General features: G+C 19.4%; 10 protein-coding genes, 1 tRNA gene and 1 other RNA gene. 10 read left to right on the forward strand and 2 right to left on the reverse strand.

The window, feature by feature from the left end; genetic code table 11:
- Nucleotides 1–30 precede the first annotated feature (30 nt).
- From AB4W58_RS01695 to AB4W58_RS01725, 7 genes are all read left to right on the forward strand, one after another.
- Nucleotides 31–1,362 (forward strand): trigger factor, encoded by a 1,332-nt coding sequence (locus tag AB4W58_RS01695; RefSeq protein WP_367673963.1) that lies wholly within the window; start codon nt 31–33, stop codon nt 1,360–1,362.
- A 40-nt stretch (nt 1,363–1,402) separates the two neighbouring features.
- Entirely contained in the window at nt 1,403–2,044 is a 642-nt protein-coding gene (locus AB4W58_RS01700) for an ATP-dependent Clp protease proteolytic subunit (protein WP_367673964.1), read from the forward strand.
- A gap of 45 nt (nt 2,045–2,089) precedes the next feature.
- Nucleotides 2,090–3,346 carry an ATP-dependent protease ATP-binding subunit ClpX gene (gene clpX, locus AB4W58_RS01705; protein WP_367673965.1) on the forward strand — a complete coding sequence of 419 codons (1,257 nt, stop codon included), beginning with the start codon at nt 2,090–2,092 and terminating at the stop codon, nt 3,344–3,346.
- A 135-nt stretch (nt 3,347–3,481) separates the two neighbouring features.
- On the forward strand, nt 3,482–5,815 hold the full coding sequence (gene lon / locus AB4W58_RS01710; protein WP_367673966.1) for an endopeptidase La: 2,334 nt from the start codon (nt 3,482–3,484) through the stop codon (nt 5,813–5,815).
- A 77-nt stretch (nt 5,816–5,892) separates the two neighbouring features.
- The gene (locus AB4W58_RS01715; RefSeq protein WP_367673967.1) at nt 5,893–7,776 is read left to right on the forward strand and encodes a SurA N-terminal domain-containing protein; all 1,884 of its coding nucleotides are present in this window, start codon (nt 5,893–5,895) and stop codon (nt 7,774–7,776) included.
- 94 nt (nt 7,777–7,870) lie between these two features.
- Nucleotides 7,871–9,631, forward strand: a complete 1,761-nt coding sequence (locus AB4W58_RS01720) for an ABC transporter transmembrane domain-containing protein (protein ID WP_367673968.1) — start codon at nt 7,871–7,873, stop codon at nt 9,629–9,631.
- Between the two features lies 1 nt (nt 9,632).
- Nucleotides 9,633–11,378: a SmdB family multidrug efflux ABC transporter permease/ATP-binding protein gene (locus AB4W58_RS01725; RefSeq protein ID WP_367673969.1), complete on the forward strand. Its 1,746-nt coding sequence runs from the start codon at nt 9,633–9,635 to the stop codon at nt 11,376–11,378.
- A 27-nt stretch (nt 11,379–11,405) separates the two neighbouring features.
- Here AB4W58_RS01725 and ffs read toward each other — a convergent pair.
- Nucleotides 11,406–11,492, reverse strand: an RNA gene (gene ffs, locus AB4W58_RS01730) — signal recognition particle sRNA small type.
- A 167-nt stretch (nt 11,493–11,659) separates the two neighbouring features.
- Between ffs and dnaX the strand changes: the two genes are divergently transcribed.
- The 3 genes from dnaX to AB4W58_RS01745 all read left to right on the forward strand — a co-directional run bounded on the left by dnaX (nt 11,660) and on the right by AB4W58_RS01745 (nt 13,887).
- A complete protein-coding gene (gene dnaX / locus AB4W58_RS01735; protein ID WP_367673970.1) occupies nt 11,660–12,748 on the forward strand; it encodes a DNA polymerase III subunit gamma/tau in 1,089 nt (362 codons plus the stop codon).
- A 98-nt stretch (nt 12,749–12,846) separates the two neighbouring features.
- The gene (locus AB4W58_RS01740; RefSeq protein ID WP_367673971.1) at nt 12,847–13,179 is read left to right on the forward strand and encodes a YbaB/EbfC family nucleoid-associated protein; all 333 of its coding nucleotides are present in this window, start codon (nt 12,847–12,849) and stop codon (nt 13,177–13,179) included.
- 57 nt (nt 13,180–13,236) lie between these two features.
- A complete protein-coding gene (locus tag AB4W58_RS01745; protein ID WP_367673972.1) occupies nt 13,237–13,887 on the forward strand; it encodes a nucleoside monophosphate kinase in 651 nt (216 codons plus the stop codon).
- A 21-nt stretch (nt 13,888–13,908) separates the two neighbouring features.
- Here the strand turns inward: AB4W58_RS01745 and AB4W58_RS01750 are convergent.
- Nucleotides 13,909–13,982 (reverse strand) — tRNA-Arg (locus tag AB4W58_RS01750).
- Nucleotides 13,983–14,016 lie beyond the last annotated feature (34 nt).

Genomic DNA, 14,016 nt, shown 5'->3' on the forward strand with positions numbered 1-14,016 from the left:
TTATTAAAATTTATTGAAATCGAGAAAAAAATGAATTCTATCTTAATCAAAAAAAAAAATATCACTTCTATCCAAAAAAAATATATTATTTCTACATCTGATATAGAAAAAAAAATTAATAAAAAATTATTAGATTTACAAAAAAAAATTGTAATAAATGGATTTCGTAAAGGAAAAGTACCAAAAAAAATTATTGAGGAACGTTATAAAAATAATATTTTTAATAAAATTTTAAAAAAAATAATACATAAAAATTTTATTCAACTTATTCAAAAAAAAAATATTCAAAATTACAAAAATATTAAATATTCCTTCGGAAAATACACTCCAGGAACCGATTTTAATTATACAATAAAATTTGATGTTATTTTAGACAAATTAATACAACAATTTAAATTAATCACTTTATATAATTTAAATATATATATATCTGAAGAAAATATCAATCAAGTTATATTAAATTTTCAAAAAAATATTTCAAACTGGAAAGTAAAAAATACAGCAATTAAAAAAAATGATAAAGTGACTATTAATTATTACTTAAAATTAAAAAATCATAATATAAATATTTTAGAAAAAGAAAATTTTTTAATATTTATGAATAAAAATTTTTTATTAAGAAAAATTTTTTATGCTGTAATTGAAAAAAAGATAGGAGATCAAATCACTTTAAACATAGATTTTTCTAAATATCATCCAGAAAAAAAAATTGCTGGAAAAAAAACAACTATTCTAATAAAAATTATTAATGTTCAAGAAAAAAAAATCAAAAAAATAAATTTTAAAAAATTCAAAAAATTTGGTTTTATCGAGAAAAATATAGAAGAATTAAAAAAAAATATTTACATACAAATGCAAGAAGAATCAAAAAAAATAACAAGAGAATATTTAAAAAAACAATTTATTAAAAAATGGATTAAAATAAAAAAAATAAAAAAATATCTTAAAAAAAACAATAAAATAACTCCAATTATAAAAAAAAATATATTTAAATATAAAGAAACATTTTTATCTCAATATAAAAAAAATAAAAACATTTTCGAAAAATTGTATAATAAAAATATTCATAAAGCTTCTCAAAAAAAATCTATAATAGATATTTTAATTAAAAAAATTATTCATAAAAAATCTTTATCTATAAGTCAAAAATTAATAAAAAAAATATTTAAAAGTACATCAGAAGACTTTTTAAAAGACAAACAAAAAAATACTGTAGTTAATAAAAAAATTATTATACAACATATTAAAAATTTTTTATTACAAGAAAAAGCATTTAATTTTATTTTCAAAAATGTAGTTATAAAAAATAAAAAAATAGACTTCAAAAACGCTTTAAAAAAAAACAAAAATAATTATTTATAAATTTTTTTTAAAAATTTAATAATTTTAAAAGGATTATCACGTGGTATATGAAAAAAATTTTTCAATAAGAAATAATCAAAATATAATACCTATAGTAATTGAAAAAAATTATCTTGGAGAAAAATCATTTGATATATATTCTCGTTTATTAAGAGATAGAATAATATTTTTAACAGGATCAATTGATGATAATTTATCTAATCTCATTATTGCACAACTTTTATTTTTAGAATCTGAAAATTCTAAACAAGATATATTTTTATATATCAATTCACCAGGAGGAATTGTTTCTTCAGGTTTATCTATATATGATACTATTAAATTTATAAAACCAGATGTAAATACAGTCTGTTTAGGACAAGCGTCTTCTATGGCTGCATTAATTTTATCTTCTGGAAAAAAAGGAAAAAGATTTAGCTTACCTAATTCTAGAATTATGATACATCAACCTTTAGGAGGGTTTCAAGGACAAGCTTCTGATATTCAAATACACGCAAAAGAGATAGATAAAGTAAAAAAAAATATTAATAAAATATTGTCTCATAATACAAATAAAAATATAAAAGAAATAGAAAAAGATACTGAAAGAGATTATTTTCTCTCAGCTAAAAAAGCATTAAAATATGGCATAATAGATTCTATCTTAAAAAATAAAAAAAATTCGCATCAAGATTTAAAGTAATATTTTAAAACATAAAGAAATTTTTTAATCATAGAGATAATAATTATGGATCAAGACAAAAAAAAAAATAAAAAATTATTTTGTTCTTTTTGTAAAAAAAGCCAAAAAGAGGTAAAAAAAATTATAGCTGGAACAAAAGCATATATATGTGATCAATGTATTTATTTATGTAATAATATTTTGCATGAAGAAAATTTAAAAAACCAATATTTTTTTAAAAAATATAAAGATGTACCTACACCTCGTCAAATTAAAAAAAAATTAGATGATTATGTTATTGGACAAAAACATGCAAAAAAAGTATTATCAGTTGCTGTACATAATCATTATAAAAAATTACATACTATAGAAATAAATACAAATAAAAAAATGATTGAATTAGGAAAAAGTAATATCCTAATTATAGGACCTACTGGAAGTGGAAAAACTTTATTAGCAGAAACTTTAGCTAAATCATTAAACGTTCCATTTTCAATATCTGATGCAACTACTTTAACAGAAGCAGGATACGTTGGTGAAGATGTAGAAAATATTATTCAAAGATTATTACAAAAATGCGATTATAACGTACAAAAAGCTGAATCTGGAATTATCTATATAGATGAAATAGATAAAATATCTAAGAAATCAAATAATTTATCTATTACACGTGATGTATCTGGTGAAGGTGTACAACAATCTCTTTTAAAAATTATAGAAGGAACAATTGCATGTATTCCTCCTCAAGGTGGAAGAAAACATCCTCAACAAGAATGTATTCAAATAGATACATCTAAAATTTTATTTATATGCGGAGGAACATTTTTAGGATTAGAAAAAATTATTTCTCATAGATTAAACAAACAATCAAATATAGGATTTCAAAAAAAAAATAAATCACATCATACACAAATTAAAATAAATAATTTAAAAAAATTAGAATCACAAGATTTAATAAAATTTGGATTGATTCCAGAATTTATAGGAAGATTACCAATTATAACAACATTAAATCATTTAAATAAATCAGAATTAATAAAAATTTTATATCAACCAAAAAATTCTTTAATTAAGCAATATCAAACACTTTTTCAAATAGAAGGAGTTAAATTAAAATTTTGTAAAAATTCTATTGAAAAAATAGCTGAAAAATCTATTTTAAAAAAATCTGGAGCTCGTGGATTAAGATCAATATTAGAAAATATTTTACTAGAAACAATGTATAATTTACCATCTATTGCTAATGTAGATAAAGTAATTATTAATGAATCTACAATTACTCAAAATCATGCTCCAAAAATTTTATTAAAAACAAATAAATAAAGTTGTTATTATAATAATATAAATAAAAATTTATAAAATTATAATTACTAATTTTTAAATTAAATATTAAAAAAAAATTTTAAAAAATAGTTATTTCAAAATAATTTTTTTAAATATATTAAAAAAGAGAATTTTATGAATAAAACCAAATCAAAATATGTAGAAATAAATATTCTACCATTAAGAGATACAATAATATATCCTCATATGGTAGTGCCATTATTTGTAGGGCGTAAAAAATCTATTCAATATATTGAAAACGCAGTTAAAAAAGATAAAAAAATTATGTTAGTAACTCAAAAAAAACATTCTAAAAATAAACCAAATATAAAAGATCTATATAAAATAGGAACTATATCAAATATCTTACAGTTATTAAAATTACCAGATGGAACAGTAAAAATATTAATAGAAGGATTAAAAAGAGCTAAAATAATTGAACTAGGCGATAAAGAAAATAATTTTTTAGGAAAAGTTGAAATTATTCTTTCTAAAGATTCCTGTAATAAAAAAAATAAAGCATTAAAAAGAACATTAATTAATCAATTTGAAACTTATTCTAAATTTAATACAAAAATTTCTTCTGATTTATTAAATTCATTAAAAAAAATTAAAAATTTAGAAAAATTAATAGACATTATTGCTACACATATTCCATCTAAATTACATAAAAAACAAGAAATATTAGAAAATATAGATATTAAAAAAAGATTAGAAACATTAATGATTATTATTGAATCTGAAATAGAATTATTTACTATAGAAAAAAAAATTAGAAATAGAATTAAAAATCAGATGGAAACAAATCAAAAAGAATACTATCTTAATGAACAAATTAAAGCTATACAAAAAGAATTAGGAAAAAAAAATCCAGATTTAAATGAATATTCTAGTTTTAAAAAAAAAATTAAATCATCTAAAATACCAAAAGATATTAAAAAAGAAATTCAAAAAGAATTAAATAGATTGAAATTTATGCCATATATGTCTTCTGAAACTACTGTAGTAAGAAGTTATATTGAATGGATGATAAAAATTCCTTGGAGTAAACGCACTACAGTTAAAAAAAATGTTTCTAGTGCACGTAATATATTAAATTCTAATCATTATGGATTAAAAAAAGTTAAAGATAGAATATTAGAATATTTAGCAGTACAAAAAAGAACAAATAAAATCAAAGGACCAATTTTATGTTTAGTAGGACCTCCAGGAGTAGGAAAAACATCATTAGCAGAATCTATAGCAGAAGCTACAGGAAGAAAATATATCAGAATGTCATTAGGAGGAATTAAAGATGAAGCTGAAATTAGAGGTCATAGAAGAACATACATTGGATCTATGCCTGGTAAAATTATACAAAATATTTCAAAATCTGGAGTTAAAAATCCATTATTTTTATTAGATGAAATTGATAAAATGTCTTATGATGCACGATGTGATGCAGAATCTGCTTTACTAGAAGTCTTAGATCCTGAACAAAATTTTGCATTTAATGATCATTATTTAGAAGTAAATTATGATCTATCAGAAGTTTTATTTATTGCAACAGCAAACTCATTTAATATATCTGATCCATTATTAGATCGAATGGAAATAATTACATTACCAGGATATACAGAAGATGAAAAAATTAAAATATATAATTCTTATTTAAAACCAAAGCAAATAAAAGAAAATGCATTAAAAAATAATGAAATTATTATTAATAATTCTACTATTTTAGAAATTATTCGATCATATACACGTGAATCTGGAGTGCGAAGTTTAGAAAAAAATATTGCAAAAATATTTAGAAAAGTAGTAAAAAAAATATTATTAGATAAAAAAATAAAAAAAATAGAAATTAATAAAAAAAACCTAAATAAATATCTAGGTATTAAAAAATTTACAACAGATAGAAAAAATTTTGTCAATCAGATCGGTCAAGTAACAGGATTAGCTTGGACTGACTGTGGTGGAGAAACTATACAAATAGAAACTTCTTGTATAAATGGAAAAGGAAAATTATTTCTAACTGGATATTTAGGAAAAATAATGAAAGAATCTATTTATGCTTCTATGACTGTAATTAGAACTCAAGCTAAAAAACTTAAAATATCTGATGATTTTTTTGAAAAAAAAGATATACACGTTCATATTCCAGAAGGTGCGATTCCAAAAGATGGACCTAGTGCAGGAATTGCAATATGTACATGTTTAGCTTCTTCTTTAACAAAAAATCCTGCTAAAGCTAATATGGCTATGACAGGAGAAATTACTCTAAATGGAAATGTATTAGCTATTGGTGGATTAAAAGAAAAACTATTAGCTGCTCATCGAGAAGGAATAAAAAAAGCTATTATTCCAAAAGATAATCATAGACAGTTAAAAAAACTTCCAAAAAAAATTCTTTCTGAAATGAAAATACATTTAGTTAAAAATATTACAGAAGTATTCCAATATGCTTTACAAAACAATCCTTATAAATAAATTTAAAAATTTTTTTAAAAAAATTAATAATAATGTTAATAATTAAAATTTAAATATTTTATTAAAGGATTAAAATAATGAATTTGAAAAGTAATAAATGGTTTAAAAAAATAATTTTAAGTATAATTATAATAACTTTATTAACATCTGTTTTTATGGTAAATTTAAAAAATTATTATAAAAATAATTTCTATACTAGAAATAATAATGATAAATTATGGTTAATTAAAGTTAATAATAAAATAATTGAAGTAAATCAAATTCAAAAAATATTTGAATATAATATATTATTATTAGAAAAAAAATCTATGAATAACACATATGATATGTTAAAAAATAAAATATATATCAAAAATTTATATAAAAATATTTTATCTAACTTAATAAATAAATATTTAATAAAAGATTATATTGAAAAAAATGATATCAAAAATGATCAAAAAAATACTAAAAATTTAATTATGAAAATAGATCTCTTCAAAAAAAATAATAAATTTGATTCAAATTTATATCATCAATTTTTAAATAAAATTAACTTTAATGAAAATGAATATTTAGAAGTTATAGGTAATAAAATAAATGAAAAATTTTTTTTTAATGATATTATAAATTCAGAAAATCTCTTTAAAAAAGACAAAATATTTTTAAAAAATTTAAACCAGGAAAGAATATTATGTAAAAAATATATTATAAATTTTAAAAAAAATATTTCTAAACAAACATATACTGAACAAGAAATAAATAACTTTTATAATACATATAAAAAATTTTTTACTTATCAAAAAAAATTTCGAATAAAATTTTTAAAAATTATTCCGTTTTTAAAACCAAATCAAAAAATTAAAAAATCAGATATTTTAAAAGAATTTCAAAATAATATAAAAAAATATTCTATTATACAAAATAAAGAAATTAGTTTTATAAATTTTAATAATAAAAAAAAAGCTATACTAGAATTAAAAAAAATTAAAAATCATAAAAACAAAACATTTAATCTTAAAAAAATTTTCTTGAATAATAATAATTGTATAAAAAATTTACATTTAAGTTGGATTAAAAATACAGAACTTTTAAAAATTATAAATAAAATAAATTTAAAAAAAATTAATCAAATATCTCAAATTATTAAATTTAAAAATCAATTTATAATATTTCGACTAGATGACATTAAAAAATATAAAAATAAAAATATTGATCAAATTAAACATAATATTAAAAAAAATTTAAAAAATCAGATAAAAAAAGAAAATTATAAAAAATTAATTCAAAAAATTAATTCAATGTCTATTAATAATACCCAATATTTTAATTTATTAACAAAAAATATAGATAAAAAACCTATAATAACTGATTGGTTTACAATAAATTCTATTCCTAAAGATATAAATCTAAAAAATATTAAATTTTTTTTTAAAAACATCAAATTTACAAAAAAAAATAAAAACAAAATTTTAAATTATAGGTTTTTTGATAAAAATAAAAATATATTTATACAAATCCTAGATTATCAAAACAATACTATAAAACCTCTATATAAAATAAAAAAAAAAATTATAGATTTAATTAAAATAAAAAAGTCAAAAATTCAAGCATTTAAAAAAATTGAAAAACTTGAAAAAGATTTAAATCAAAAATCATATAAAAATCTTAATTTAAAAAATATTTTGTTTGATAAAAAAAAATTTCTCATAAAAAATAAAAACAGAAATTCTTTAATGTTAATAAAAAAATTTAATAAAAAGTATATGTATAAAAAACCTATTTATATCAAAGTAACAAATTACAACAATAAATGGGTAATATTAAAACTATACAAAAAATATTATATTAAATTAAAAAAAAATGAAATAAATAGAATTTATACAAAATATAAAATTAAAAATCAGAAATTGTTAATAACATTAATATTAGAATCCTTACGTTCTAAAGCTAAAATACAATACAATATAAATAAATATTAAATTTTAAAAATAAAATTTTATTTTTAAAATTTTTTATAATATTTAAAAATTTATTAATTATTTTTTTATAAAAATTAAATATTAGGATTATCCTGTGCAACTATTTAAGCAATTAAGTTGGTACTTTATTCAAGAATGGAAAAGATATCTAGGGTCTGTTTTAATATTAATTATAATTGCATTTCTACAAGTAATGCCTCCAAAAATTGTTGGAATACTCGTAGATTTAATTGTAAAAAAGAAAATGTGCTTTGATGCATCTATAAAATGGATTTACTGTATGATAGCAATAGCTATTATAGTTTATATTCTTAGATATATATGGAGAATACTACTCTTTGGAGCTTCATATAAATTAGCAATTAAACTAAGAACTATTTTTTATGATTCTATTATTAAACAGAACATAGATTTTTATTTAGAAAATAGAACTGGTGATTTAATTACACGTGTAAGTAATGATATTGAAAGGGTAATATTTGCTGCTGGAGAAGGCGTTTTAACATTAGTAGATTCATCTGTCATGGGAATTTCTGTTTTAATTGTCATGTGTACACAAATTAGTTATAAATTAACATTTTTTGCATTACTTCCAATGCCTATTATGACTATTTTTATTAAAAAATATGGAGCAGAACTACATAGAGAATTTTTTAAATACCAAAGTTCTTTTTCTATTTTAAATAATAAAACACAAGAAATTCTAACTAGTATTAGAATAGTTAGAGCTTTTGGATTAGAAAAATCACAATTAAAAGATTTTTTAAAATTAATAAAAAAATCTAGTAAAAAAAATATTAACGTGACTAAAATAGATGCTAAATTTGATCCAGTAATATATTTATCTATTGCTTTTTCTAATCTTTTAGCTATTTCTTTCGGAAGTTGGTTAGTCTGGAATAATCATATAACCTTAGGACAATTAACTAGTTTTATTATGTATCTTGGATTAATGATTTGGCCTATGTTAGCTTTAGCATGGATGTTTAATATTGTAGAAAGGGGAAGTTCAGCTTGGAATAGAATACAAAAAATAATAAATTCTCCAATTAAAATAAAAGATGGAAGTATAAAAACTTTAAAAAAGAACAAATCATTAAAAATTTCTATAAAAAAATTTTTCTATAGAAAAAATAATAATTTACAATTAAAAAATATATATCTAAAAATAAAAAATGGAGAAATATTAGGAATTTGTGGGCCTACAGGATCTGGAAAAAGCACTTTAATACAATTAATACAAAGAGAATTTGATCCTACTATAGGAAAAATTTTATATGATAACATTGAATTATATAAAATTAAATTAAAAACTTGGAGAAAAAAAATTGCAGTAGTTAATCAAGAAACTTTTTTATTTTCTGATACTATTAAAAATAATATCTCTTTGGGTAATAAAAACCTAAATTTTTCTGAAATAAAAAAATATGCAAAAATAGTAAACATGCATAAAGAAATTTTATCTTTAAAAGATGGTTATGATACTTTAATAGGAGCGGAAGGAATATTATTATCTGGAGGACAAAAACAAAGAATAGCTCTTGCTCGTGCTTTAATTTTAAATCCAGAAATTTTAATTTTAGATGATGCTTTATCTGCAATAGATGGAAATACAGAATATTTAGTTTTAAAAAATATTTTTAAATGGAAAAGAAAAAATACAACTATCATTATGAGTTCACATAAACTTTCTACATTACAAAAATCAGATAAAATTATAGTCATGAAAAAAGGAAAAATTAAACATAAAGGAAAACATATAGAACTAATTAAAAATAAAAATTGGTATAGTCATTCAATATCTAATCACAAAATTATTAATAAAAATAGTAAAAAAATCCATAAAAGGAAATAGAATGTGTAATTTTATGAAATATTGGCCTACTCTTAAAAGATTAGCAACATATGGAAAACCTTTTCAAAAATTACTTTTTTTTGGAGTCTTTTTACTTCTATCAGCAGCTTTATCTGAAGTATTAGGACCTATCTTAATTAGTAATTTTATTAAAAACATATTAGAAAAACATGAATTTTCAAAAACAATTATAGCATTTAATATTATTGGATTCATTACTTTACAAATAACATCAGTGATTTTATATTATTCACAAAATATAATATTTAATAAAATCTCTATTCAAATTATTCAAAATCTTAGATATGATATAATGAAATCTACTTTAACATTACCAATTAAAATATATGATAATCAACCTATTGGACATATTATATCAAAAATTACAAATGATACTGAATCTATACGCGAATTATACGATACTATATTAGGTTCAATAGTTAACAGTTCTGTTTTAGTTTTTATAGTTTTAATAGCAATGTTTATATTATCTTGGAAAATGGCTCTTATTGCAATAATATTAATTCCAATTGTTATATTTATAATATTTACTTATCAATACTATAGCGTACCTTTATTAAGAAAAACAAGATATTATCTATCAAAAATCTATCATGAATTTAATGAAATTGTAAATGGTATTAAAGTAATTAAACAATTTAAACAAGAAAAAAAGTTTAGAAAAAATATCATTCAAACTAGTTATATGCATTATAAATTTAAAATGAAAATACTAAAGTTAGAAGGTATTTTATTAAGACCTTTACTAAGCTTGCTTTCATCTATGATATTATGTGGAATTATATTTTTATGTATTATATCTGATATTAATACATTTAAAGTAGGTGTTTTATATGCTTTTATTAGTTATTTATCTCGTTTAAATGAACCGTTAATTTCTGTTGCAAGCCAACAGCCTTTATTACAAAAAGCTATTGTTGCTGGAGAAAGAATTTTTGAACTTATGGATATTCCACAACAAAAATATGGTAAAATTAAAAAAAAAATTAGTACCGGAAAAATTTATATTAAAAAAATATTTTTTAAATATAAAAAACAAGAAAATTATATTTTATCTAATATAAATATTAATATTCAACCAAATAAATTTATTGCTTTTGTTGGAAAAACAGGAAGTGGAAAAAGTACTTTAGCCAATTTATTAATGGGATATTATAAAATTAATCGCGGTGCAATCTATTTAGATGGACATAAAATAGAAAATTTAAGTCATTATTCTTTAAGAAACTCTATTGGATTAATACAACAAGAACCTATGATATTACCTGTAAGCATATTAGAAAATATTACTTTAGGAAAAAAAGTTTCAACAAAAAAAATTAAAAAAATAATTAAATTAGTACATTTAGATAAATTGATATCATCTTTACCACAAGGAATGTATACTAATTTAAGCGAGCAAGGAAATAATCTATCCGTTGGTCAAAAACAATTAATTTCTATTGCTAGAGCTCTAATCCGAAATCCAAAAATATTAGTTTTAGATGAAGCAACAGCTAATATTGATTCTTATACAGAAAAATTAATTCAAAAATCTTTATTAGAAATTAAAAATAATACAACTTTAATTATGATCGCTCATAGATTATCTACAGTAGTACAAGCAGATCATATAATTGTTTTACATAAAGGTAGAATAATTGAAAAAGGAACACATAAACAATTAATGAATATAAAAAATAAATATTATTCTATGTATAAATCACAGTTGTTTAAATCAGAATAAAAAAATATTTTTAAAGTGCTTTATTAATTATTTTTAATATGCATGTTTTATTTTGAGCTAGCTGCTTCTTTTCAGACCTGACTAAGTATTCAAAATTTAACATCGTATTAAACACTAATAAAACACTTTAAAATATTATTTATATATTCTGAAATATACATTATTTATAAAAAAAATACAAGAATTCTTTATAATTTATTTAAAAAGAAATTCACAAGATTAATGAAAAAAAAATATAATTATGATAGCATATAAAAATCTTTTAAAAAAAAATGAAAAATATGATATATCAAGCCTTAGCTAGAAAATGGAGACCTAAAAATTTTAAAGAAGTAGTAGGTCAAAAATATATTATTCAAGCAATTTCTAATAGTTTAAAATTAAATAGAATACATCATGCATGGATTTTATATGGAACAAGAGGAATAGGAAAAACTACTATTGCAAGAATTTTAGCTAAATGTTTAAACTGTAAAAAAAAAATTACTTCTATTCCATGTCAAAAATGTGATTCTTGTCAAGAAATTGATAAAAATTTTAATCCTGATTTAATCGAAATTGATGCAGCATCCAAAACAAAAGTAGAAGACATAAAAGAATTACTAGACAACGCAAAATATCCTCCTATTAAAGAAAGATTTAAAATCTATTTAATAGATGAGATACATATGCTTTCTAGATATAGTTTTAATGCTCTTTTAAAAACATTAGAAGAACCACCTGCACACGTTAAATTTATTTTAGCAACAACAAATATTGAAAAATTACCTAAAACTATTCTATCTAGATGTATTAAATTAAACTTACAAACTATAAAAAAAAAAAAAATTTTAAAAAAAATTCAATACATTTTAAAACAAGAAAAAATATTATTTGAAAAAAAAACTTTAGAATTAATCGCAACAGCAGCTGATGGAAGCATGAGAGATGCTTTAAGTTTAATAGAACAAATAGTTTCTATAGGAAATGGAAAAATAAAAATAGATCATGTAAAAAAAATGTTAGGAACGTTTAAATATGAAAATTTTATTTTTCTATTAATTTCATTATTTAAAAAAGATGTAAGAAAAATTATGAATACTACAGAAAAAATTTTATCTTTAGATGTCGAACCTGAAAAAATATTAATTGAAATTTTAAGATTATTACATTATTTATATATTAAAAAAATTTCTACAATAGAATGGAAATCTAATACATACAATCAACAACAAAAAAAAATTTTAAATAATATAGTCAAAGAGAATAAATTTTCTCAAATTAAAAATTATTATTCTATAATTTTAAATGGTAGAAAAAATATACAATATGCACCTTCTAAAAAATTAGGTATGGAATTAACTTTACTACAAATTCTAGATTCTAAATAATATACATTAAAAATATAATTTATAACTATTAAAAAATATTTTAAAGTATAAAATATAAAAAAATTTATTTTTATTTTAAAATTCAATAAGAGAATAATATGTTTAAAAAAGATCAATTTGGAAATTTAATGCAAAAAGCTCAAAAAATGCAAGAAAACATGAAAAAAATTCAAAAAAAAATGAAATCTATCACAGTAACAGGAGAATCTGGAGCTGGATTAATAAAAATAACTTTAAATGGAGAACATCATTGTAAAATAGTTGAAATTGATCCATCTTTATTTAAAGATGACGATAAAGAAATTATAGAAGATTTAATTATAGCTGCTTTCAATGATGCATCAAGAAAAATTAAAGAAGAACAAAAAAAAAAAATGTCAGAATTATCTGAAATTATGCCTTTGTCTAATAATCTTAAATTTCCAATATAAATTATAGATAATTATCATTAAAAATATATATCCAAATAATTTTAAAAAGGACTCATAATGAGAATTATTTTAATTGGTTATCCATGTTCAGGAAAAGGAACTCAAGCTAAATTTATTTCAAAAAAATATAATATTCCTAAAATTTCTACAGGAGATTTATTAAGATCAATTATTTTAACTCAAAAAAACAAAGAATCTTTAGATATAAAAAAAAAAATTGAACAAGGAAAATTAATCTCAGATAGTATAATAATCTCTATAATAAAAAAAAGACTAGCTGAAAAAGATTGTTTAAATGGATATATTTTAGATGGATTTCCTAGAACTATAAATCAAGCAAAAATCATAGATCAAAATAAAATAAAAATAGATTATGTAATTGAATTGCTCATTTCAAAAAAAAAAATTTTAAAAAGAATGCTTGGTAGACAAATTCATATGAAATCTGGACGTATATATCATAAGGTTTATAACCCTCCTTTACATAAAAATAAAGATGATATTACAGGAGAACAATTAATTACAAGAAAAGATGATACTAAAAAAGTAATTATAAAAAGATTAAACGAATATAACTTATTTAAAAAAAAAATTATACAATACTATAAACAAAAAAATAAACTTAATCAATTAAAATTTTTTAAAATTAATGGAAAAAAAAAAGTATTTATAATACAAAAAAAAATCATGAAAATTTTAAATCAATAAATTTATTGTATTATATTTTTATGCGCTTTACAGGATTCGAACCTGTGACCCACGGCTTAGAAGGCCGTTGCTCTATCCAACTGAGCTAAAAGCGCTTATAATTTTAATATATAAATATAAATTTTTACT

This window comes from Buchnera aphidicola (Chaitophorus sp. 3695), assembly GCF_964058985.1.
Lineage (GTDB): Bacteria > Pseudomonadota > Gammaproteobacteria > Enterobacterales > Enterobacteriaceae > Buchnera_J > Buchnera_J aphidicola_BQ.

What these genes read in the sequence shown, in the direction of transcription:
- AB4W58_RS01695 (WP_367673963.1), top strand. Translation starts at nt 31, where the DNA reads ATGAATTCTATCTTAATCAAAAAAAAAAATATCACTTCTATCCAAAAA.
- clpX (WP_367673965.1), top strand. Translation starts at nt 2,090, where the DNA reads ATGGATCAAGACAAAAAAAAAAATAAAAAATTATTTTGTTCTTTTTGT.
- lon (WP_367673966.1), top strand. Translation starts at nt 3,482, where the DNA reads ATGAATAAAACCAAATCAAAATATGTAGAAATAAATATTCTACCATTA.
- AB4W58_RS01715 (WP_367673967.1), top strand. Translation starts at nt 5,893, where the DNA reads ATGAATTTGAAAAGTAATAAATGGTTTAAAAAAATAATTTTAAGTATA.
- AB4W58_RS01725 (WP_367673969.1), top strand. Translation starts at nt 9,633, where the DNA reads ATGTGTAATTTTATGAAATATTGGCCTACTCTTAAAAGATTAGCAACA.
- dnaX (WP_367673970.1), top strand. Translation starts at nt 11,660, where the DNA reads ATGATATATCAAGCCTTAGCTAGAAAATGGAGACCTAAAAATTTTAAA.
- AB4W58_RS01740 (WP_367673971.1), top strand. Translation starts at nt 12,847, where the DNA reads ATGTTTAAAAAAGATCAATTTGGAAATTTAATGCAAAAAGCTCAAAAA.
- AB4W58_RS01745 (WP_367673972.1), top strand. Translation starts at nt 13,237, where the DNA reads ATGAGAATTATTTTAATTGGTTATCCATGTTCAGGAAAAGGAACTCAA.